Genomic DNA, 21230 nt, shown 5'->3' with positions numbered 1-21230 from the left:
GCCCAAGCCCGGCGAGGCGTCGTCTAGCGCGCCGGGGCCCGTTCCGCGTCGGTAGGAACCTGGCTGAGGTCGACGTGCCGGATGGGAACGCGGCGCAGCAGCGAGACGATGGTGCCGCCGAGCTCGAGATAGGTGCGCAGCCGCAGCGCACGGGAGGAGCCCTTCAGCTCCGCGTTCAGGCTCACGGGCACCTGCACATAGGTGAGGCCGAGCTGGAGCAGGGAGATCAACGCGCAGATCTGATAGCCGTAGCCGTCGGCCTTGACCGCGATCTGGCGCAGCCATTTCACGGGGTAGACGATCATGCTGTGATAGTCGGACAGCCAGAAGCCGAACAGGCAGTTCAGGATGAACCGCAGCGAATGCGACTGCAGCGAGCGGTTGACCGAGCGGTCCGACTGGTTGTCGCGATAGGTGATGACGAGGTCGGCGGCGCCCGCCGCCTTGAACATCCGGGCAATACCCTCGTTCTGGAAGGCGTGGTCGCCGGGAATGAGCGTGATGGCATCGAATTTCGCGCGCGACAGCGCGTATTCGAAGCCGGCACCGACACCTCGCGGCTCGGCGTTATGTTGCACGACGATGCGCGGCTCGCCGGCCGCGAACTCGTCCATGATCGCGCCGGTGGCGTCGGTGCTGCCGTCGTCGATCAGGAAGATCTCGAAATCGTCGAGCAGCTCGCGGGCGAGCGGCAGCACGCCGTCAATGGTGTCGGCGATCTTGTCCTGCTCGTTCAGTGCAGGGATGACGATCGTAAGCCGTTTTGCCGCCCTGGAAGGTGTCATCTTATGCCGCCCGTTGCCGGCCACTCTTTACTGGTGGAACCCCGGTGCAACTCTAGGTCATCTGGGCCAGGCGAACAATAAGGAGCCCGCAGATATGCCCTGCACAACCGTCATGAAACCGGCGATGTGTGTGTTCCCGGCAACTATTCGGAAAAATCATAGAGACTGGTATCGCCAATACCGAAGGCGCGGCGTAGCTGCCCGACGCGGCCTGCCATATTCCGGCCCGCCGCCGTCGCCGCGAAGCCGGAATCCACCGGTTCGACCAGGCCGCCGTCGACCAGGTTCCTAATTCGTCCCTGGAACAGATCTGGAACCTGCCGTTCGACGATCTCCGAAAGCGGAGCCCTCCGCTCGGGCCGGTCGACGACGCCGAGCAGAATGTCCAGGGACACCGATTTGTACACTGCGCCAAAAGCGAAGACGTAACCCATGACGCAAAAACCGAAAATCGACACGGCGTCCCAATACTGGAATTCCGGGACGACGAGGATTCCGAGCATCACGCCGAGACCATGGGTGAGGATCGCGGCGATCGCGAGCAGGGTCACGGCTCCAACCGGCCATCCGCGAGCGCGGGCCATGAGCTGCAAGGCAGGCGACAGCACGGCGAAGGTGACGGCGGCGAGGAATCCGATAACGAAGGACATCGCGGCCTCTTACCCAAGGCCCGTTGACAGACGAACGAGTTTGACGAGACGCGCGACCGCCACGCCCTTGGCCGTCGGAGCCAGCCTGCCGTCTGCAATGGTCAACATCCCCGCGCCGACCAGGAGTTTCAGGCGGTTATGCGTGAAGGTGCCGAGATCTCCGCCCTGCATGTAGGCTACGGCCCATTGCTCCCAGGTGAGGGGACGCCCGGCCTTAACGAGTGCCGTGAGCAGCGTCAGCGTAAAGCCCCAGGCGAGCAGGCTGAACAGGATGTAGAAAAACATCATCGCGGTCGCGAGCAGGAACAGACCGCCAAGCACGTCGTCGAGATGGCGTTGACCGGGAAGCGCGATGCAGGCGATCACGTAGAGGGCCAAGATGCTGACGCAGCCGAGCCGGAAGCGGCGGCCGGATCCGCCGGTGGCGGCGATGCGCGCATAGCACAGCAACAGCAGCGGCAGCGCGACACTGAGACCAATCGCAGCGGCTTGCGCCGGGCCCGGTAGCATGTTCATTCGGAAAATCGCCCCGGACGCCTCTCAGGCCCCAGCCAGAGCGAAAGTCTATAGGAGGTCGCATTTTTCCGGTCAAGGGAGCCCGCCATGGCCGCTCTTGCGGACGTCACGTGGGCGTGCGAATCCTTGCCGGCGATGCCGTTCCTCCGTCCGAGATGTCCCCATTGCTGCGTGCGATAGTCGTCCTCCTCGTCGTGTTGTTGGCTGCGCATGCGCCGATGTTCCTCAACAACGGTCTCTTCATGGACGACTGGCTGGTGCTGAAGCCGCGTCCGGACTATTTCATCGACATCGATTTCCTGCTGAACGGCGCCGGTCATCCGATCTTCTACAGTTACGACACGTTCGCGAACTGGACGGGCGCCCCGGTTGTCGTGATGGTCTCGCTGGCGTTCGCCGGGATCGTCTTTGGCGCAACATCGCTCGCGCTCACCGCAACGCGTCTCGGCCTGCTCGACCGCGCCGAGGCGGTCGGTTTCGCCCTGATCGTCTGGACATATCCCGGCTATCAGCTGTGGGCGGGCAAGGCGAACGCGGTCTACGTCTTCAGCTTCGGATTGCTGTTCACCGGCGCATGGCTGTTGACGCTGGCCTTCAGCGCACGCGGCCTGCGGCGTGCGCTGCTTCGCGTGGCCTGTGCGCTCGTGTTCCTGCTGAGCTTCGCGCTCAACTCGACGATCGTGCTCTATGCCTTCGTGATGCTGGGTCTCTTCGTTGCGATATGGCAGGGCGGGAAGGCGACGGACGGCTTGGTCCGCCGCACATGGCTCGCAGCCTGGCGCTGTGTCCTGTTCTATCCGGAATTGATGCTGCTTCCTCTGATCTACTGGGGCACGCTCAATATCTGGTTCAAGCGGATCGGCGTATATGCGCAGCACTATGATGCCCATTTCCCGACGCTCGGCGAGTTGGCGAAGGGATGGTTGGCATTCTTCATCACCGGCTACAGGGACGTCCTGGCCCACGCGTTGCGCGCGGCGATCGCGGTCCCGGCGCTGTTCATTTTGGCCGCGGTGCTCGTCGGCATCGTCGTGCTGCTGCTGCGCTCGGGCACGAAGCCGGCAGCGTCCGGGACCGCGATCGCCTTGCCGCTCGTGCTCGCCATGGTCATGTTCCTCGCATTGTCGTCGCCCTATCTGATCGCCGGCCTGCGGCCGTCCTCCACGCATTTCTACGAGAGCCGTCATCTGCTGATGTTCGGCGTGCCGTCGGCGCTGGCGTTTCTCGCGTTCAAGCGGCTGGCCCAACGTTGGAGCAGTCCCAGTGTCGCCTTTGCGGTCATGTTCGGATCGGGCCTGATCATGTCGATCGGCATGTTGTGGAGTGACTACGTCTTCATGCAGGCGAGGACGCTGAAGCAGGAGGCCCTGACGCGCAACCTTGCCGGCCGGGCCCAGCCAGCGGCGACGGTTTATGCGCTCGATGACGGCTTTTTCGACTACCCGTCACGGCACGTGCCGTTCGGCCTCGCCGAGGTCACCGGCATGCTCCGCCTTGCCTGGGGCAATCAGCCCTTCTTCGGATTTGCACTGCGTGCCGAGCGGCCCGACATCCTGCGGGGAATGGACGAGGCGCGCACGGCGCCGGGAAGCGCATTTCATCATTTCGATCCGACGGGGCCGCAGGCGACGATCTCGTTCCAGCCGGGCCCTGGAGCGGCACCGAACCAGACCTTGGTGCGGAAGTATTACGCGTGCCGGTTGCTGGCGCGCTGCGATGTTGCAGAGTTTCTGGCTCAACTCGCGCAGGTGACGATCAAGCTTGGGCCCATCGCGGGCATTCTGCCGCTCGAGGGCGCAAGCAAGGATGTCGCGCCTAGCCGCTAGAGCGCTGTTTCCAGACGGTCTCCGCAAGCGCGATGTCGGTGATCGAATCCGCGCCGGCGGCCAAGGGTACGGCTCGTGCGGCGATATCGGACACGAAGGCGTCGGCTTGGCGCCGGAATGCCCAGCTCTTGTCGCCCGCGAACCGTGTGCTTCGACCATCGTGATCGACAATGACCTGCGCCTCTTGCTCGGCAAAGGGCGGAGGCAATTCCAGGGTCACCGCGCCGCGCTCGAAATCGATCGTCAGCCCCTCGCGCCAGCTGCCCTCGGAGCCGTTCACGAGATCCAGCGTGCAGGCGATGCCGTCGAAGTCGAGCGTGATGCGCCCGGCTCCCGAAGCCTCGATCGCGCTTTCGGCCACCGTCGGCGACGATCCGAGCAGGTAGCGCGCCAGATTGATGATATGGCTGAAGACGTTCAGAAAATTATCGTAGCCGGGACGCATCGCGCGCGGCATCCAGTCGGGACCATCCTGCCAGAGTTCGATCCCGTCCGGTCGCGCTTCGCCGGTCATCACGAAATTGTCGTGCGACCGGCCGGTGTCGCCGCCGAAGCACCAGCCTTTTGCCCGGACGATGCGTCCGAGCGACTGGTCTTCGCGCAGGCGCGTCAGCACCTGCAGCGCCCGCGCCACGCCGGCATCGTGACGCTTCATGTAGCCGATGCTGTAGACGAGGTTTTGCTGCCGCGCGACTTCGACCAGCAATGTGGCCTGAGCGGTGGTGTAGGCCATCGGCTTTTCCGAGAGCACGTGCCGGCCGCTGTTCAACGCGTCCAGGACGATCGGTCCGGTGGCGCGACGCTTGGTCACGACGACGACGGCGGACACCGCGCCGTCCGCAAGCAGCTCCCGGTGCGTGCCGTAAACCTGAGGAATGCCGAACCTCTGCGCTGCCGCGGCAGCCAAGTCCGGCCGGAGATCAGCGATTGCGACGACGCGGCAGGCGGAATTGGCAGCGAAATTGGCGAGGTGGCACATCTGGCCGACCATGCCCGTTCCGATGATGCCAATGCCTGGCTTCACTGGCTACGATCCCTTAGCGCTTCCGGATCACGAGGAAATGCGCCGGTTGTCCCCACGTGTTGATGAAGGCCGGATCCGACTGGGTGAGGGCGGCGACCGCGGCCGCGTCCCGCTGACCGATCGCGGCAAAGATGCGATGGAAACTGTCGAGCGTCGCGATGATGGCGTCGATGTCGGCGGCATCGTCGGCGAGAACGTCCGTGGTCCGGATCGTCTCGCGCAGCGACGCGAGGCCCGCGACCACGCGCGGCAGGCTCTCGCCGAAGGGATCATCGATCATCCCGTCGACGTCGAGCACCAGCGCCTCGATCGATGCCGAGATCGCCTGCACGGCATCGGCCTTGCCGACCAGATAAAGCTTTCGTCCGCCAAGGAAGCTCAGGCGGCTGCGGTCGAGATGGCGTCTGGCGCGATGCAGCTTCTCATCACCGGACAGGACTTTCTTGTGCCAGTAGATGTCCAGGCTGTCGCGATAGGCGGGCCATGCCGAATGGATGTCGAACCCCTGGTCATGCGCCGCCGTGCACAAGGTGGCCGCGTCGAGGAAGTAGCGATGCCGGACGAACGGATTTTCGAGCACGTCCATCAGCCAGGATTCGAAGCTGCGGGTATGCGGAATGCTGTTCCACTTCGCCTCGAACAGCATCTTGGCCGTATCGAGCGCGGCGCGACCGCTCAACGCCTTGCCGGCCGCATGGATCGCCTTGAGCGCGAGCTCGAAGAAGCCGCCATAGCGCTCGTAATAGGACACGACGGCATAACCGTCCGGGTTGAGCAGCCGATGGAAGATGCCGAGCCATTTTTCGCTCGGCTGCACGGTGTAGATGAAGCCCTCGGCATCGATGATGTCGAAGCGGCGATCGCTGCGGAAGCCCTCGACATCGGCCAACGCGAGCTCGCGAAGACGTTCGGTCAGGCTGAAATGCGCGAAGTAGGCTTCGATCTTCGGGTGCGCGAGCCGGTTCGGCTCGGCGAGTGTCATGTTCGCGCCCCAACCGGCAAACACCAAGGCGTTCTCGCCGGAATCGGGACCGAATTCGAGCACATCGGCATCGCGGAACAGCCGCGGCGGCAGCACCAGCTTGTCCGAAAACAGCTCGCGCCGCTGGCTGGCGTAGGCTTCGAGCTCGGCGGACGACTTGAAATTCCCGAACGTCGGCAGAACATCCTGACGTTCGTAATAGTTGAAGAGCTTGTCCTCAGCCATGCCGCGACCTTAGCGCCACCTCGAGACGATCGAGTTCGCTCCAGATGTCGTTCGGCGCGAAGATCGCAACGATCTCGAGCGGACGCTTCACGCTCTCGCGCAGCCGGCTGCTGACCTTGGCCTCGTTCTCCTCGTTCACGGCGAGAAGACAGACGAGCGGACCCGACTTGGCCGCGAGATCCTCGGGGGAACGGATCGGAATGCCGGTGCCGGGCAGGAACAGCCCCTGGCGCTCCTTCTGGTCGTCGACCGAGAGGTCGACGAGATTCGCAAGCTCGTGGGCGTTGGTGAAGGTGCAGGCGCGGCAGCCGGCACCGTAGATGGCGATCTCGGCGCCGTTGGCGCGGGCTTTTTCGAGAATCGGGCGGAGACGCGCGCCATACTCTCTCGCACGCTGACCGAATTTCTCGCCAACGCCGGACGGCGCGGGCGGCGCCGTCACGGCGCCCTTGGCACGGCGGGCTGCGATCGCGAGGCTTCCGCCGCTGAAATTGTATTTCTTCACGGACACCGCCTCGAAGCCGTGGCGCGCCAGCAGCGCGAGCAGGGTCGGTTCGGTGAAATAGCTGACGTGCTCCTCCCACAGGACGGAGAGGTCTCCCTCCGTCGATCCGGGGGCGAAATCAGGCACGTCGATGAACAGCAGGCCGTCGTCGCTGAGCGCGATCTTGACGCAGTCGAAGAAGTTCTCGAAGTCGACGATGTGCTCAAGCACCTGGCGCGAGACGACGAGGTCAAATTTGCCGGACTGAGCGACAGCATCGTGGGCCATCGCCGGGCTGAGCATGTCGGCATAGACCTTGATGCCGCGCTCGCGGGCGATCTTGCCCGACACCGGATTGGGCTCGACGCCGACCATGATCTTGGTGCCGCGCTCGCGCAGCTTGTCCATGAACAGGCCGTCGTTGCATCCGATCTCGAACACGGACTGATGCTTGGAGAATTTCGCGATCGTGTCGAGCTCGTCGACCTGATGCGGTTCCGGCTTCCAGCTGCTGAAATTGTAGTTGAACTGCCGGTACAGAATCTCGGGATCGATCGGCTTGACGATCTGGGGCAGGCCGCAATCGCCGCAGGCCATCACCTCGAACGGATATCGTTCATCCTGCTCGTTTCGGCTGTGCCGAAGCCGATGCGCAATCGGCATCAGTCCGAGGTCGATGACCGGACGCAGGTTGGTCGAATGGCAAAGGCGGCAATGGTCGGTCACGGCTTTAACTCTTTGCAGGAGCAGGTCTGGAATCGGCATTCCGAGCCATTACGGCCCGCGGCTGGCAGCCATTGTACGGCTATATAGGGCCACAGCGCGCACCTCAATTGATAAGTTGAGATCCCCCACGCTGTCCGCCGGCATCTTATCCGATCGTCGGACTCGCGAGAAAGCCAGCCGATTCGGCAGGATTTTGCGGTGACTATTCAGTGTGGGTCCGGCTTCGCGCGAAGAGTCTTGGCGCCTGCCGCGCCGCGGCGCGGGCGGAAGCGCACGGCTGCTCACTTTTCGGTAGAGTCATGCCGGGATCGCCACGCCGCAAGCGCCGCGATACCATCCCAATAGTCTTTGCCTGGACCGGTCACGCGGCTGCGGTTCCGCAGCGCGGTGATCGCTGCAACCTGTTCGTCGCTGATCGGCGCTCCCAGGCCCTTCCACGTCAGCAAGATGTAATCGGCTCCGACGTGGAGGACGTCGAGATCGCGCGGCATGCTGTCGGAATCAAAAAGCGGGCTTTGCCCATGCGCCCAGAAATCCAGCCGGTCGCTCTCTATGTAAAAGGCATTCACATTGTGGCGGCGTAGGGCGGCAATGCTGATTGGGGCGGGCCCAAGCAGGACGTCTCCATAATCGGGCAGAAACACCGGATGCAAGGTATCCACGACCCGGCCAGATGGCAGGAGAGGGGATTCGGCGCAGGTCGGCAGAAAACGCAAAGCGGAATTGACGGGGAGGATGTGCCAGTCCGCTGGGACGTGACTTGAAACCTCCCGACAGCGGCGTGGATCGAGGTCGTCAAAGGACGGGGAGGTGCCGACCAGGCCGATGCGACCGGTGACAAACGCCAAGGCGCCCTGCATGCGCACGCGCGTTATCTCGCCCTGCGACCTCGCAACCACAGTCGCGACAAGAGCCGCCAAACCGATCGTCACCAGCGCAGAAGGCACGGAGACGATGCGGAGTTGCAAGTGACGCCGCCGAAAGAGATCGGCGAGCGGCACGATGATTGAAATGGCAATGAGCGGAGTTGCGACCGATCGGAAGGCCAGCATGCGCTCCAGACTTCCATGTGAAGTGAGCGTGATCAGGCTGATGACAGCGAGCAGGCAGAGAGCGAGACCTACGACGAATGGGCCATTTCCTCGGGGGCGCCGCACTCTGAGCAAGGCTGCGCATGCGACAATGAAAGCCGGATACGTCCAGAAGTTCGTGCCAAAGAACAGGCTCCAGAGCACCTCCCGCAGGCGACCGACAGCGGCCACGATGTCGCGCATCGAAAATCCTGCATACTTGATGCCCTGCGCGTTGTTTACGTAGACCATGAGCTCCAGGCTCGAGATTTGGCGAAAGCGCTCCACGTTGATGAGCGGCATGAACACGCCGATCGGATTGACCTCGGCGATGCCGAGATAGATCTGGTTGACCAGAAGGCTGAGAGCCGCGGTGCAAAGTCCGATTGCGGCCACTCCGAGCGGCCGCACGATTCCGCGCGGGCCATGAGCGAACCAGCCGGCGCCTGCTCCCGCCATCAAGAAAGCCGTGGCGATGATCGCCGCCTGGGGGACCATGATCGCGATGGACATCACGGCCGGCACCAGGGCCCGGAAGATCACGCGGGCCTTGGTGGTGGCATAGAGCGGCCCCGCCCAACAGACGAACAGGAGGAAGGCGCCGGTCTCATAGTGAAAGCGCCCGGTCTCCAATCCGATGAAGCTCGACCACATTGCGATCAGGGCCGCGCATCCCGGCAATATCCAGCCCGTTGTCAGCCGCACCGCCATGCGATGGACCAGCGCCGCGATGGACAGCAAGTAGACAACCGAGAGGATTTGATGAGCCGTCGGGCCACCAAAGCTCACGAGCAGCATGTCGGCCCCGTGGCCGCGGCCGAGCAAGAACCAGAACAGCTTCGGCTGTTCGGGGTCGAGCCAGAAGGTGTGGCGGTTCTGCAGGTCGGCGAGCAGCGGAAGATAAAGTTGCGGGATGTCGCCGCGGGTCGCGTCGAGCACGACGCCCTTCACGAGCAGAACCACGACGGCCGACAAACCGATTAGTCCAACGAGCAGCCACTCCGCTGCGGTAGACGGTGACCAACGGCCGCGGGATGGACGTGCAAGGTGCCAGGCGATGATGCCCGTCAAGAACGGGATGGTGATCCACGGGAAGAGCAATCCCGCCGCACCGAGGCAGACGCCGATCAAGACGCACAGAGCAGCGCCGCCGAAGAACTGCAGCACGAGCAAATCGGCGGCGTCGAGGTCGTTGCCTTGGTCGAGCCGGTGAACGAGCAGGGCCCCCATTCCGACAAACGCAATAGCCACGTAGGGAGCGAGGACAGCGAGACACAAGCTGTTCCAGGCGACCAAGGGGCCACCGCTGAAAAGCTGGACCTCGGGAGGAACCTTGACCAGCAGGCCCAACGCCGCGATGAGGAATGGAGCCGTCATCAAGCCGGCACGCGCGCTTGCTCGCCAGCCTCCCCAAGACCAGCGTTTACCGGAGTGCATGTAGATCTCTCCGCGGAGGATCGCTTTCCGCCGTCAAATCAGCAACCCTCAGCGGCATTTGGACAACTGATCGAGAATCGCGAGGTCTCTTGGCCTGCCGTCTGGTGGCAACTGGCGCCTCACCACCTCAAAGGGCTCGACACCATAAGCCATTCGATAAATATCCTTCGATCTCGTCCTCAGCGTCGAGATTGCCGCTGCCGTTTCCGGAGTCAATGGCAGATCGCCAGCCCGCCACGTCAATAGCCAGTAATGCGGAGTCTCGGCGCGAACCGCAAAGCGTCTCGCCAGTTCTTCTTTCTGGAAGAGGTCTGAGAACCCATTCAGCCAAAAATCGCAATTCTCCCTCTGGACGTAGAAGAGATTCACCCCCAACGCGCGAAGCGTGGCTTCCGCCGTATCGGCAGTCCCCAGCGCGACCTTCTTGAAATCGCGCGCGACATCGCTCTGATAGGTATGAATGACCTTGCCTCGCGTGAGGAGCGGCGAGAAATAGCATGGCACCAACGCGCGATAGCCGTTGAGAGGCAGAATGCGCTCAGCCCCCGTCGATTGCTGCAGTTCGTCACAGCGCTGCCAGTCCAGGCTGACACGGGGCAACTGGCGAAGGGGGCGCCCGGTCACAAAAGCGACGGTCCCGTCGTCCCTGAAGCTCTGCCAGGGATAGGAAAGGGTTGTCCAGGCGCAGGTGATCAGGAGCGCCAGAAGGGCCACATGAGGCGCGTAGCGCCCGGGGGACCAGGTTGAGGCCAACCGCCGCACGACGACCAGCACCCAACAGGCGATGGCCACGGTCACGAGCGGGAATAGCGCGGTGACATGAACGGATAGCCTGATCAGGCTCGGAATGTTCAGCGTCATATCCAGAAGCCGGACGCTGGCTGCGTAGGCGATGATGATCAAGAGCCCCGCAGCATTGAACGACATTCGCGACTTCGAGGCGCCGGAGCGCTCCGGAAACAGCTTCGAGTCGATGTAAGCAACGGTGCAAGTTGCCGCCGCGAGAGCAATAGCAACGAGGAGAACGGACCTGACCTGCTTGAAGAAGGCGAACAACCCCGCCTTGCTGAGGAAGTCGCTGACCTCCAGCGACTGCGCCAGCACGAAATAGTCGAGAATATCGAGGCTTCCGAATTGTGAGAAACGCTCGACCGATGCGGCGCCCCGGAACAGCGAATACGGGTTGGTGGCCGGGATTCCGAGGTAGAGATAATTGACGGAGAAGGCCAGTATGCACCCGGCGATCGCTCCGACCCCGAGCAGCACGCCGGTCATGACGCCGGACAGATCGCGCTGAAGCGCCTTGGTGAGCACTCCCAACGCCGAAATCAAGAAGACGAACGCGGCGTAGAGCGGATAGGAAGCCGCGACGGCAAAGGCGCAAATTCCGGCGGCGAGCCTGTCTCGACTTCGGGAAGAGCGGATGACGACCAGCAGGAAATAGACGAAGAATGCCGCTGTCTGAAGGTGGTACTTTCCAAACTCCATGATGTGGAGGCCGGGTGTAACGGTCGGCATCGTCCTCGGCCAAGCAAGCCCGAGAATTGCCAGGCCGAGTGCGATCGGGATCGCAGCGTCTTCGCACCGGCGTCCGAAAGCCTGGAATGGAAGAACGAGGCGGGCGAGTTCGAAAATGACAGCGCCGATCCCGACGAAATAGAGAAACGAAACGATCTGGGCGACGTGGGGCGGCAGGAACGTCGCCAGCAACAGGTGCAGCCCGTTTCCGTGACCGATCTCGAAGTCGGAGAAGATGGGGTTGTCGGCCGCAAGCCAGATGCTGTGATTTCTCGCGACCTCCGCCAGATACGGGGCGTAGAGCTGTTGAACGTCGGTCGAAATGACATCGGGTATGATGGCGCGGTCGAGGAACACCGTCGCCAGAAGCCAAAGACCCAGCAGCGATGTTGCGATCAGCGGCAAAGTCACCGCGGGTTTCTGCGGCTTCCGAAAGCTGCGGCTGTCCCACAGCAGAACCGCGATCGCAAATCCGAGAACGATTTGTGGGTACAGGATGGAAAGAGCGCCTAGCCCAAATCCCGTCAAGATGAGTGTGGCCGCGCCGACAAAGAACTCGTCGACGCGCTGAGTGGGTTCGTGCCTGATGAGCGAGAACGTCAGGCGGCCGGTCGCCATGATGAACCAGCCGAGATACGGCGTCAGCACGATCCAGGCGAGGACGTAAAATCGCGTTGTCCAGCCACCGTCAAATAGCAGCGTTCGATAAGTGCCGTCGCGGTTCAGGCACCAGATGGAAAGAGCGGCCGGCGCGAAAATGAGCGCGCGCCACGACCATGTCTCGACGATGGTACGAAAACGCACCTCGGCAGATGTCATCGCCTGGTCTTGTCCGGCGTTGCCCATGCTAGACCGGCGCTGCATCGGTTCGTTCGGCGATGGCCCGCGCCTCCTCCGGGCTGAAGCCGGTGCGCTCGGGCGCGATCAGCCATACTAGCCCGCCGAACAGCCCGACGATCAGGCCGCCAAGACCCAGCAGGACCGATATCGCGAGCGCCTTGTCGGATGCGATCCCGGCGAGGCCAAGCGCAGCGACCATCGCGCCTTCGCGCACGCCCCAGCCTCCGATCGAGATGGGGACCGCGGAAGACAGGATGACGAGCGGGACCAGCACGAAGGCGTCAAGTGCGGTGAGGGGCGCCTCCAGTCCAATCGCAAGGACATAGCAGGTCGCGACGGTGATCAGGTGGACGACAATGGCTGATACGATCAACATTGCCCGCCCTTCGGCCAGCAACGGAGCCCTGACCAGCATCGCGAATTGCACGATCCTGGCCGGCACGGCCGCGATCAGGCGCGGCGGCCACCGGTCCAGCGTCGCCAGGGCGATTGCGCCGAGGCATGCAGCCGCCAGAACGGTCACGATTGCGAATAGGAGTGAGTTGTCGCGGACACGAGGCAGCAGGAACGGCATTCCCGCCAGGACGATGAGGCCGAGCGCCAGCAGCGCCAGGAAGCGATCGGCCACGATGCTGCCGATCGTTTGCGACCATTGCACACCGTTCCGCCGCAGCATCCAGATCCGGACCGCGTCACCGCCCGCGGGCAGCACCTGATTGAAGAAGGTGCTGATGATCAGAATGCGCCAGCCGGCCAGCCATCTCAGGGGCACGCTCATGGCGCGGAGGATCAGGATCCAGCGGTGGCAGAGAATGAAGGTCTGGGCGAACAGCAGCAACACGGCAAGCGCCAGCATGTTCAAGTTGACGGCGAGAAGATCGGCTTTCAGGGACGACAAGTCCTGGCTGCGCAAGAGCAATACCAGAATCCCGATCGACACCGCGAACTTGACCAGGGTAACCAGTGCTTTTGCAGGCGGCTTCATCGTCTGGTTTCGTCCTCGATCATTCACGGCGGGATCGTCGAGCAGCGAGTCTGGTCGAAATCTACCGTCGCGCCAGATGCTCCGCGGCGAGCGCGCCAATCCGTGTGACGTAGTCGTGGACCTCGGCAGCGTCGCCGCCATCGGGGGCCCAGTCGGGAAATGCGGTACGTGAGGGATCGAACGGGCCGGCGGTGGTTTCGTGGAACACCAGCCATTCCGAGGTGATCAGGATCGAGTGGAAGACCTTTTCGGGCATCCGGTAGTAGCAGAGGGCGCCTTGGCCGTACGGCGCCATCTCGAGCACGTCGCGGATACGTCCGTCGTCCTCGAAGATCACGACCTGCGCGGTGCCTTCGATCAGGTGAAACGATTCAGGTTTGCCAAAATGCTTGTGCGGCCGGACATAGGCCTCGCGATGATGCACGATCAGCATCTCGTGCAGGCCGGACGCGGGATCGGGATGCGTGCACAGCCGGCTGCGCAGACGCGGATTGCCGGCGGCGATGCGTTTCAGCTCCGCGATCGTGGCGTCGTCCGCCGTGACGATGGCATCGTCCGAATAGTACACTTCCGGATTCTGCGCGCGCAGCGACGTCGGCCGGCGCGGGCCGGCTTCATTCGAAGAAGATGAACCCATGGTCGCCCCGGTACCCGCATTTGTCGTAGATCCACGCCCAGGTTTCCGGGCCGTGGAAGCTCAGGCAAGTGAGCTGCCAGTAAAGAAGGTTGGCCTTCTCGCGCTCGTTGCGGAAGGATTCCACCATCAGATATTTCCCGGCGCCGCGTCCGACGCGCTCGATCTCCGGCACCGCCCGGAACACGTCCTCGAGCGGAAGGTTGTGCAGCACGCCGAGCGATACCACGAGGTCGAAGCTGTGATCGGGGTAGGGGAGCTCGACGGCGCTGCCGACCTTCAGCTGTGGCCGCACCTCCTCCTTGGCGTTGGCGATGCCGTAGTCGGAGATGTCGATGCCGGCGATCCTGAGGTCGGGGACGAGCTGGGTGAACTCGTAGAGCAAATAGCCCTTGCCGCAGCCGACATCGAGCACGCTCATTCCCGGCTTGATGCCGTAGCGATCGATCAGGGTCTGGGCGAGCGGGCGCCAGCGTCCGTCGTAACGATAGCCGCCATAGCCGTAGCGCCGGTCGCCGTCCCAGTAGTCGAGACCCCACTGGCGCGCCACGGTGGCGGATTCCGCCTTGTCGTGCTCGACCACGCGCTGAACGTAGTTCCGCCTGGTCGACGCGTGCATCGGTTGGAGCAGGTTGATCTCGCTCATGGGGCCCAACCGGTGGTCCGCGGCATCGTCACAGGATGGTCGCGTATTTATTGACCAGCAGAATGTCCTCGACGGCCTGGATGTCTTTCTGCGACGACAGCGTGATGTCCTCGACGGCGGCGTGGAGGTCGCAGCCTTCGCGCAGCACGCGGTCGTAGATCTGTCGCCGCCGTGCCTCGTCGGGCGGCAGCATGAAGATGCTGTAGAGGATCATGCCATTCAGGCGGGGCAACTCGTCCAGGATGTCCTCGAGCACCATGTAGCTGCCGGGCATGATGTGCTCGACGGCGCTGAGCAGAAATTGCAGGTTCTTGCGCCGCGCGTAGTCGCGGATCACGATGTTCTGGACGTGCTGCGGGGTGCGGCTGCCGTTCAGCGGCCGGGCGCCGATATAGCCGCGATGGCCGGCTCGCTCAGCCATGGAAGCCTCCCGGCAGCTTGTACTGCATGCCGACCCGTGTCGCGGGACGCAGCAGGATCGGTTCGAAGAACTCGCCGAAGCGCTTGTCCGCGTAGGGCGACATGATGCTCTTGAACCGGCAGTTCATGCTCCAGCGCGTGCCGGGCTCCTCGTTGACGCGATTCCCGTGCATCAGGGTCTGGTTGAACAGCATCACGTGACCGTAGGGAATCTCGATGAAGGTCGCGTGCGGCTGGATCGTCTTGTACAGCTCCTCGGCGCTGCGCAAGCTTGCCATCCGGTCCTGCATGTCGCCGTTCAGCGACGGTGGCAGCAGGTACATCGCCTTGGTGTGGTGGACGTCCACCAGCGGGACCCACACCACGACCTCGAACGGCGAGTCGCCCGACCAGACGTCGGAATGGGTGGCGAGCAGCGAGGAATCGTCGCCGGGCATCTGGATGCTGAGATTGACGCGGCGCTGCATGCAGAGCTCGTTGCCTACGATGGTCTCGATCGTCGAGCGCGCCAGACGGAAATAAGTCGGCCGAAACCACGCCTCGGCATTGAGGCCGTTGAAGACGTGCAGCCGCAGGCCGTTGAGATCGTCCACGCTCACCCGGGTGTGGATGCTGTCGAGCATCGCATAGGGATCGTTGCTGTGCGGCAGTTTGAGATAATCGGCCGCCAGCTCGGCGGCGCGCCGCTGGATCCGGTCGAGCCCGGCGCGATCGTCGGCCGGCGTGGTGACGAAGCCGTTGTCGATGAAGCGCTGCGCCAGCGCCTGCTCGTCGGCCTGAAGGAAGTCCGTATCCGTCATGCAAAATACTCCCGGGCGGTCGCGCAGATATAGCTGATATCGGCGGCCGACAGGAACTGGTTGATCGGAAGCGTGAGGATCTGATCCGCCTGCCGCTCGGTCAGCGGGAACGCGCCGCGGCCTTGCCCCAGATGCGCCGCCGCCGGCTGCAGATGGATCGGGACCGGATAGTGGATCGCGGTCTCGATGCCCTTGTCGGCCAGATATTTCTGGAAGTCGTTGCGGCGGTCGGTCTGCACCACGAAGGTGTGGAAGGTGTTGAACTCGATGTTGCGGCAGGGCGGAATGAACAGAGGGAGTCCGGCGAGCTCGGCGCGGTATTGCGCGGCGTTGCGCCGCCGCCGCTCGATCACCGAGGGCAGGTGACGCAGGCGAATGCGCAGCACCTCGGCCTGCAGCGTGTCGAGCCGTGATACGATGCCCCATTCCTGGACGTCGCTGCGGTTGATCAGGCCGTGATTGCGCAGCCGGCGGATTCTTGCGGCGAGATCGGCGTCGGCGGTGACGAGGAAACCGGCATCGCCTGCGGCATTGAGATTCTTCAGCGGATGGGCCGAGAAGCAGCCGAACGTGCCGATGGTGCCGCTCATCCGGCCGTCATAGGTCGAGCCGACCGCTTGGGCGCTGTCCTCGATCACGGCGAGCGCATGCTTGTCCGCGATCGCCATCAGCGGGGTCATGTCGGCCATGCGCCCGGTCAGATGCACCGGCATGATCGCCTTGGTGCGCGGCGTGACGGCGGCCTCGACCGCGGCCGGATCGATGTTCTGGTCCGGCAGCACGTCCGCAAAGACAGGCGTGGCGCCGACCGCGATGATCGCGGCGGTCGAGGCCACGAACGAATTCGGCGGGGTGATCACCTCGTCGCCGGGACCGATGTCGAGCGCCCGCAAGGAAAGGATCAGCGCGTCGGTGCCGGAATTCAGCGTTACGACATGGGGCGAGCCGAGATAGGCGGACAATTCCTCCTCGAGCTTTCCAACCGCCGCCCCGCCGATGAAATCGCCGCGCTGGAATACGCCTTCCACCGCCTGCATGATCTCGGTGCGCTCTTCCTCGAACTGGGCGGGAAGATTGACGTAACCGATGCGCCGGCGGCCGGTGTCAGCGTCCATGGCAGAACTTCCTGACGGTCTCGATGACGCGGTCCTGCTGTGCGCGCGTCAGATGCTGGTCGACGGGGAAGCTGATGACTTCCTTGGCGTGGCGGTCGGTGACCGGGAAGGTGCCGGGCGCGTAGCCGAGATGCTTGAGGCCTTCCTGCTGATACAGCGGGATGGGATAGTGGATCTTGGCCTCGATGCCGTTGTCCAGGCAGTATTGGTAGAGCTCGTCGCGGCGTTCGGCGAACACCATGTAGAGATGGTAGACGTGCTTCACGTTGGGCCGGCGCGGCGGGACGCGCAGGCCGGGCAGGCCGGCAAGGCCCGCGTCGTAATAGGCGGCATTCTCGATCCGGCGCCGCGTGATCTCGCTGGTCTGGCCGATCAGCCAGTTGCCGACGACGGCCTGCAAGGAATCGAGCCGCGAATTGCAGCCGAGGATCGCGATCTCGTCGCGGTTCTTCATGCCGTGGTTGCGGATCAGGCGGAGCTTCTCGTTCACGCCGTCGTCATTGGTGACGACGACGCCGGCATCGCCCCAGACGTTGAGGTTCTTGAGCGGATGCAGGGAGAAGCCGGCCGCGATGCCGTGGGTGCCGGAGCGCTTGCCGGCGAACTCCGACAGGATGCCCTGGCAGGCGTCCTCGACGACGGGGAGATTGTGGCGCTGCGCGATCGCCATCAACTTGCCCATGTCGGTGACCTCGCCGGTCAGCTGAACCGGCATGATCGCCTTGGTCTTCTTGGTGATGGCGGCTTCGACCTGGTCGACGTTCATGCAGAAGGAATCGTCGCAGTCGACCAGCACCGGGGTGGCGCCGGTTTCCGCGATCGCGCCGACGGTGGCGATGAAGGTGTTGGCGGCGGTGATGACCTCGTCGCCATGACCGATGCCGAGCGCCTTGAGCGGCAGCTTGAGCGCGTCGGTGCCGGATCCGACGCCGATGGCGTGACGCACGCCGATCAGTTCGGCAAAGCGCTTTTCGAATTCGGCGACGGGCTTGCCAAGGGTGAAGTCTCCGGTCGCAACCAGCCGGCCGATCTCGGCCAGGATCGGGGCGGGGTCGGAGAATTGCTCGAGCAGGTAGGAATATCGAACGTCGTACATGTGACCCGTCAGGTGGAATGGAGTTGAGGAGCGGAGGTGCGCGACGCCGCGAGCGCGTGCTCGATCGAGGTCGCGATGGCGTTGGGCGCGAGGCCGTGCTTTTTCAGCAGCGAGTCCTGCGAGCCGTAATTGTGCATGAAGCGGTCCGGCAGCGACAGACGCAGCATCGCGGGCAGGCCGGAGCCGAGCTTGTCGATCAGCGTCTCCGCAACCGCACTGCCGAGACCTCCGGAGGGCACGTGCTCCTCCAGCGTTGCCAGGAGCTTGATGCCGCGGATTGCCTGCAGCAGCGCTTCGGTGTCGAGCGGCTTCACCGTATGCATGTGCAGGATGCCGGCGCGAATGCCTTGCGCGGCCAGCAGGTCGGCTGCGGCCAGCGCCCGCTGCAGCATGATGCCGGTGGTCACCATGAGGACGTCGCCCGGGGTGCGCATCAGGATGGCCTTGCCGATCTCGAAGCCGTGCTCGGCCTTCGAGACGATGGCGTCACCGCCCTTGCCGAGCCGGATGTAGATCGGTCCGGTCCAGTCGAGCGTCTTGTCCATCATGCGCGCGGCCTCGTCGGCGTCGCAGGGGCAGACCACCGTCATGTTCGGCAGCGCCCGCATGATGGCGATGTCCTCGATCGCCTGGTGGGTCGGACCGAGCGGTGCGTAGACCAGCCCGCCGCCATTGGCGATCAGCCGCACCGGCAGATTGTGCAGACAGAGATCGACGGCCACCTGCTCGTAGCAGCGGCGGGTGAGGAAGGTCGCGATGGTATTGACGTAAGGCACGAAGCCTTCCATCGCGAGACCGGCCGACATGCCGATGATGTGCGCTTCCGAAATGCCCTCGATCAGATGGCGCTTGGGAAACTCCTTGCTCATCGCACGCAGCGTGCCGGCGCCGGGATCGGAGCCGATGTAAAGCACACGCTCGTCGCGCGCGGCGAGCTTGTGGACCATGTTCATCGCGGTGTTGCGCATGGGGAGCCGATCAAAAATCGCCGACGGCGACGCGGATGGCGTCTAGCTCGCTGTCGGACAGCTTGTTCTTGTGATGCCAGTCGGCGTTGGATTCTGCGGGCGGCAGACCCTTGCCCTTGACGGTATGGCAGATCACCGCGGTGGGCTTGCCCGGAACGACAGGGACCTGCTTCAGGACGGTGCGCAGGGCGCCGACGTCGTGGCCGTTGAGCTCCTGCACGGCAAAGCCGAAGCTGCGCCATTTGTCCGCGAGCGGCTCCAGCGGCAGCACGTAGTCGGTGGGCCCGTAGCTCTGAAGCTTGTTGTAGTCGATCATCGCGACGAGGTTATCGAGCCCGTGCTTGGCCGCGCCCATGGCGGCCTCCCACACCGATCCCTCGTTGATCTCGCCGTCGCCGAGCAGCACGAAGGTCCGGTAGCTGCGCTCGCGCATGCGGGCGGCGAGCGCAAGGCCGACGCCGATCGACAGGCCATGCCCGAGCGCGCCGGTCGAGGCCTCGACCCCCGGCACCATGCCGTATTCGGGATGTCCGCCCAAAATACTGTCGGAGCCGCAAAAGCCGTCCAGCTCCGACAGCGGGAAGAAGCCGCGATCGGCGAGAAGCGCGTAGAGCGCGAGACACCCGTGCCCCTTGCTGAGGATGGCGCGGTCGCGATTGGGATCGCGCGGGTTCTGCGGATCGATCCGCAGGATGTCGTCGTAGAGCACGCGGACCATCTCGATCAGCGACAGGGCTGGACCGACATGGCCGCGTCCTGCGGAGCGAACAGAACCGAGGACCAGGCGGCGCAAATAGAGACTGCGCTCGTCCAGCGTGCAGGTGAGGGCGGCTTCAGCGTGGGGTGAGATCTGGATCACGTTGGCAAATCGTTTGATGAAGCCGGCGCGCTTTGTCGAGCTGACCGGCAAGGCGGACCGTCAGATCGCCACCTTGCGCAGCCAAGGCGCGCCGGGAGCGGCTTTCGGGCAAATAGGCATTCAGGACAATCAGGCACCAGATCGCCCCGAACACAGGATACAGTACGTCACGGCGGATCGCAAACGCGTCATCCCTAGCCGCAAAGGCTTGCGTGAGGCGTTCGATGAGGCGATTCGCGCTTGTTGCGGGCAGATCGCTGCCGGGGTGGATCGCGGTATCGGACAGCAGTTTGACCGGATCGTCCCAGCCGAAATATTCGAAGTCGATGAAGCGCAGGCGGCCGTCTTCGCCGCGCAGCGCGTTGTGCAGTCCGAAATCGGACGGGCTCAATGCGCGATGCGCGGGCAGAAGGTCCGCTGCGGGATCCCGCCCCAGTTCCGCATAGCGTTGGCGGAGCCTTCGGATGGCGACGGCCGTGCTGGGAACCAAGCTGCCGTCGATGAACGTACGCAGCTCGGGGTGATCCTGCGACTCGCGCGTCAACCCGTCGAGGCGCTGCTCGTACTGGGCGATGGCTTCCTCGGGTGAAAAGATGCTGGCTGACGCATTGCGCAAGGTCTGCGCACCTTCGGCGTCGCGCAGCTTCTGCAATTCGATCAGGAAATCGGCCAGCTGGTCGGCATCGTCGTCCCGGGGACGGAGCACCGCCGCGTCACCGTCGAACCATTGATACAGCGCGCAGAACGCATCGGCGTCCTTTGCGATCGGCCGCGGCGTCGATGTAATCCCGTGGCGCGACAGAAACGTGAGCGCGTCATATTCCTGTCCGAGCCGATCGCGCCCGTCGGACGGATAATGCTTGAGGGCGAGGGGCGGACCCTCCGCCATCTCCAGCCGAAACACCCTGTTGTTGCCGCCGGACCGCGCCGGCTGGGCGGCCGCGACCCGGGCCCCGGCGAGGCGGCTGCCGATCGCCATCGCATCCGCTGCGCTGATGTCGGGCTCGCTCATGCCGCAAACACCTCGTCGCGGATGCCGGCCCATGTCGCGATCGGCTTGCAATGTTCGGGGTGCGTTGACTGCGAACGCGTGAACAGGATTGATCGCGTGCCCTTCGGGAAATGCGGCTGCTCGAAGACCTCGACGAGATCGTCGATGAAGATGTCCAGCTCCAGGCTCGCGAGCCTGTCGACCTTGGCGGCCATCGTGTCCTCGAAATAAACATCGCCGGTGGCCACCGCCGCTTCCGCAGCGTCGATGAGGCCGGCGCCACGCAGCCAGCCGCGTGCGGCCTCGCGCAGGTCAGTATGGTCGGGGTCCTGATGACCGAATCGGGTCTTGTGGCTGACGATGTACACCTTGGCGCCGGCCTGTCTGCACGCCACGAGGAATTCGCGAACGCCCGGATAGATCTCGGCGCCGCCAATGCCCTTGCCGTAGACGAAGCCTTGCAGGCCTTGCCAGGCGAGCTCGCCACCCGTGCGGGATCGCAAGTAATCCCGCACATCGTTCTTCAGCCCCTCCCAGCCCTCCGGCACCAGCTCGCGCTGACGCGCCGCGGCGGCAAAGACCTTGTCGTAGCAGATGATCGTGTTGTCGAAATCGATGCCGATCCGCACGCCG

20 protein-coding genes are annotated in these 21230 nt (G+C 63.9%); 1 reads left to right on the top strand and 19 read right to left on the bottom strand.

The window, feature by feature from the left end; all coding sequences use genetic code 11:
- Positions 1 to 23: 23 nt before the first annotated feature.
- The 3 genes from AABA86_RS07515 to AABA86_RS07505 form a co-directional block, all read right to left on the bottom strand.
- Entirely contained in the window at positions 24 to 785 is a 762-nt protein-coding gene (locus AABA86_RS07515; RefSeq protein WP_212249031.1) for a glycosyltransferase family 2 protein, read from the bottom strand.
- Positions 786 to 928: 143 nt separating this feature from the next.
- The gene (locus tag AABA86_RS07510) at positions 929 to 1435 is read right to left on the bottom strand and encodes a hypothetical protein (protein ID WP_212249030.1); all 507 of its coding nucleotides are present in this window, start codon (positions 1433 to 1435) and stop codon (positions 929 to 931) included.
- 9 nt (positions 1436 to 1444) lie between these two features.
- Positions 1445 to 1951: a hypothetical protein gene (locus AABA86_RS07505; RefSeq protein WP_212249029.1), complete on the bottom strand. Its 507-nt coding sequence runs from the start codon at positions 1949 to 1951 to the stop codon at positions 1445 to 1447.
- 155 nt (positions 1952 to 2106) lie between these two features.
- On the opposite strand from AABA86_RS07505, the gene AABA86_RS07500 reads away from it, so the two are divergent.
- Complete coding sequence (locus AABA86_RS07500; protein WP_445083458.1) at positions 2107 to 3777, top strand: hypothetical protein; 1671 nt, start codon at positions 2107 to 2109, stop codon at positions 3775 to 3777.
- Here the strand turns inward: AABA86_RS07500 and AABA86_RS07495 are convergent.
- The 16 genes from AABA86_RS07495 to AABA86_RS07420 all read right to left on the bottom strand — a co-directional run bounded on the left by AABA86_RS07495 (position 3767) and on the right by AABA86_RS07420 (position 21226).
- Positions 3767 to 4801, bottom strand: a complete 1035-nt coding sequence (locus AABA86_RS07495; RefSeq protein WP_338306330.1) for a Gfo/Idh/MocA family protein — start codon at positions 4799 to 4801, stop codon at positions 3767 to 3769. The two genes, AABA86_RS07500 and AABA86_RS07495, sit on opposite strands and share 11 nt — an antisense overlap.
- Before the next feature lie 13 nt (positions 4802 to 4814).
- Complete coding sequence (locus tag AABA86_RS07490; RefSeq protein WP_338306329.1) at positions 4815 to 6008, bottom strand: class I SAM-dependent methyltransferase; 1194 nt, start codon at positions 6006 to 6008, stop codon at positions 4815 to 4817.
- Positions 6001 to 7218 carry a class I SAM-dependent methyltransferase gene (locus tag AABA86_RS07485; RefSeq protein ID WP_338306328.1) on the bottom strand — a complete coding sequence of 406 codons (1218 nt, stop codon included), beginning with the start codon at positions 7216 to 7218 and terminating at the stop codon, positions 6001 to 6003. Before AABA86_RS07485 ends, AABA86_RS07490 begins: the two co-directional genes overlap by 8 nt.
- 281 nt (positions 7219 to 7499) lie before the next feature.
- Entirely contained in the window at positions 7500 to 9725 is a 2226-nt protein-coding gene (locus AABA86_RS07480; protein WP_338306327.1) for a hypothetical protein, read from the bottom strand.
- A 48-nt stretch (positions 9726 to 9773) separates the two neighbouring features.
- Positions 9774 to 12062, bottom strand: a complete 2289-nt coding sequence (locus AABA86_RS07475) for a hypothetical protein (RefSeq protein ID WP_338306326.1) — start codon at positions 12060 to 12062, stop codon at positions 9774 to 9776.
- Between the two features lie 28 nt (positions 12063 to 12090).
- Positions 12091 to 13167 carry a lysylphosphatidylglycerol synthase transmembrane domain-containing protein gene (locus AABA86_RS07470; protein WP_338306325.1) on the bottom strand — a complete coding sequence of 359 codons (1077 nt, stop codon included), beginning with the start codon at positions 13165 to 13167 and terminating at the stop codon, positions 12091 to 12093.
- Complete coding sequence (locus AABA86_RS07465; RefSeq protein WP_338306324.1) at positions 13130 to 13705, bottom strand: WbuC family cupin fold metalloprotein; 576 nt, start codon at positions 13703 to 13705, stop codon at positions 13130 to 13132. Before AABA86_RS07465 ends, AABA86_RS07470 begins: the two co-directional genes overlap by 38 nt.
- The gene (locus AABA86_RS07460) at positions 13683 to 14348 is read right to left on the bottom strand and encodes a class I SAM-dependent methyltransferase (protein ID WP_338306323.1); all 666 of its coding nucleotides are present in this window, start codon (positions 14346 to 14348) and stop codon (positions 13683 to 13685) included. Before AABA86_RS07460 ends, AABA86_RS07465 begins: the two co-directional genes overlap by 23 nt.
- Before the next feature lie 28 nt (positions 14349 to 14376).
- The gene (locus AABA86_RS07455) at positions 14377 to 14769 is read right to left on the bottom strand and encodes an LIC12192 family sporadic carbohydrate cluster protein (RefSeq protein WP_338306322.1); all 393 of its coding nucleotides are present in this window, start codon (positions 14767 to 14769) and stop codon (positions 14377 to 14379) included.
- Positions 14762 to 15568, bottom strand: coding sequence for a sporadic carbohydrate cluster 2OG-Fe(II) oxygenase (locus AABA86_RS07450; protein WP_212249020.1), 807 nt, complete (start codon positions 15566 to 15568; stop codon positions 14762 to 14764). Before AABA86_RS07450 ends, AABA86_RS07455 begins: the two co-directional genes overlap by 8 nt.
- Entirely contained in the window at positions 15565 to 16683 is a 1119-nt protein-coding gene (locus AABA86_RS07445) for a DegT/DnrJ/EryC1/StrS family aminotransferase (RefSeq protein WP_338306321.1), read from the bottom strand. Before AABA86_RS07445 ends, AABA86_RS07450 begins: the two co-directional genes overlap by 4 nt.
- Positions 16673 to 17779, bottom strand: a complete 1107-nt coding sequence (locus AABA86_RS07440; RefSeq protein WP_338306320.1) for a DegT/DnrJ/EryC1/StrS family aminotransferase — start codon at positions 17777 to 17779, stop codon at positions 16673 to 16675. Before AABA86_RS07440 ends, AABA86_RS07445 begins: the two co-directional genes overlap by 11 nt.
- Before the next feature lie 8 nt (positions 17780 to 17787).
- Positions 17788 to 18747 carry a transketolase family protein gene (locus tag AABA86_RS07435; protein WP_338306319.1) on the bottom strand — a complete coding sequence of 320 codons (960 nt, stop codon included), beginning with the start codon at positions 18745 to 18747 and terminating at the stop codon, positions 17788 to 17790.
- Between the two features lie 10 nt (positions 18748 to 18757).
- On the bottom strand, positions 18758 to 19606 hold the full coding sequence (locus AABA86_RS07430; RefSeq protein WP_338306318.1) for a transketolase: 849 nt from the start codon (positions 19604 to 19606) through the stop codon (positions 18758 to 18760).
- Positions 19581 to 20618, bottom strand: a complete 1038-nt coding sequence (locus AABA86_RS07425; protein WP_338306317.1) for an aminoglycoside phosphotransferase family protein — start codon at positions 20616 to 20618, stop codon at positions 19581 to 19583. The genes AABA86_RS07430 and AABA86_RS07425 overlap by 26 nt, the downstream gene beginning before the upstream one ends.
- A complete protein-coding gene (locus AABA86_RS07420; RefSeq protein ID WP_338306316.1) occupies positions 20615 to 21226 on the bottom strand; it encodes a hypothetical protein in 612 nt (203 codons plus the stop codon). The genes AABA86_RS07425 and AABA86_RS07420 overlap by 4 nt, the downstream gene beginning before the upstream one ends.
- Positions 21227 to 21230 lie beyond the last annotated feature (4 nt).

The sequence above is a fragment of the Bradyrhizobium sp. TM233 genome, from assembly GCF_036247965.1.
GTDB classification, from domain to species: domain Bacteria; phylum Pseudomonadota; class Alphaproteobacteria; order Rhizobiales; family Xanthobacteraceae; genus Bradyrhizobium; species Bradyrhizobium ottawaense.
Note: the sequence above shows the minus strand (reverse complement) of the source record. Positions and strands in the feature narration are given on the sequence as shown.

Excerpts from the sequence above, each read along its gene's own strand:
- AABA86_RS07515 (WP_212249031.1), bottom strand. The coding sequence starts at position 785 with ATGACACCTTCCAGGGCGGCAAAACGGCTTACGATCGTCATCCCTGCA.
- AABA86_RS07510 (WP_212249030.1), bottom strand. The coding sequence starts at position 1,435 with ATGTCCTTCGTTATCGGATTCCTCGCCGCCGTCACCTTCGCCGTGCTG.
- AABA86_RS07505 (WP_212249029.1), bottom strand. The coding sequence starts at position 1,951 with ATGAACATGCTACCGGGCCCGGCGCAAGCCGCTGCGATTGGTCTCAGT.
- AABA86_RS07500 (WP_445083458.1), top strand. The coding sequence starts at position 2,107 with ATGTCCCCATTGCTGCGTGCGATAGTCGTCCTCCTCGTCGTGTTGTTG.
- AABA86_RS07490 (WP_338306329.1), bottom strand. The coding sequence starts at position 6,008 with ATGGCTGAGGACAAGCTCTTCAACTATTACGAACGTCAGGATGTTCTG.
- AABA86_RS07480 (WP_338306327.1), bottom strand. The coding sequence starts at position 9,725 with ATGCACTCCGGTAAACGCTGGTCTTGGGGAGGCTGGCGAGCAAGCGCG.
- AABA86_RS07475 (WP_338306326.1), bottom strand. The coding sequence starts at position 12,062 with ATGACATCTGCCGAGGTGCGTTTTCGTACCATCGTCGAGACATGGTCG.
- AABA86_RS07465 (WP_338306324.1), bottom strand. The coding sequence starts at position 13,705 with ATGGGTTCATCTTCTTCGAATGAAGCCGGCCCGCGCCGGCCGACGTCG.
- AABA86_RS07460 (WP_338306323.1), bottom strand. The coding sequence starts at position 14,348 with ATGAGCGAGATCAACCTGCTCCAACCGATGCACGCGTCGACCAGGCGG.
- AABA86_RS07455 (WP_338306322.1), bottom strand. The coding sequence starts at position 14,769 with ATGGCTGAGCGAGCCGGCCATCGCGGCTATATCGGCGCCCGGCCGCTG.
- AABA86_RS07450 (WP_212249020.1), bottom strand. The coding sequence starts at position 15,568 with ATGACGGATACGGACTTCCTTCAGGCCGACGAGCAGGCGCTGGCGCAG.
- AABA86_RS07445 (WP_338306321.1), bottom strand. The coding sequence starts at position 16,683 with ATGGACGCTGACACCGGCCGCCGGCGCATCGGTTACGTCAATCTTCCC.
- AABA86_RS07440 (WP_338306320.1), bottom strand. The coding sequence starts at position 17,779 with ATGTACGACGTTCGATATTCCTACCTGCTCGAGCAATTCTCCGACCCC.
- AABA86_RS07435 (WP_338306319.1), bottom strand. The coding sequence starts at position 18,747 with ATGCGCAACACCGCGATGAACATGGTCCACAAGCTCGCCGCGCGCGAC.
- AABA86_RS07425 (WP_338306317.1), bottom strand. The coding sequence starts at position 20,618 with ATGAGCGAGCCCGACATCAGCGCAGCGGATGCGATGGCGATCGGCAGC.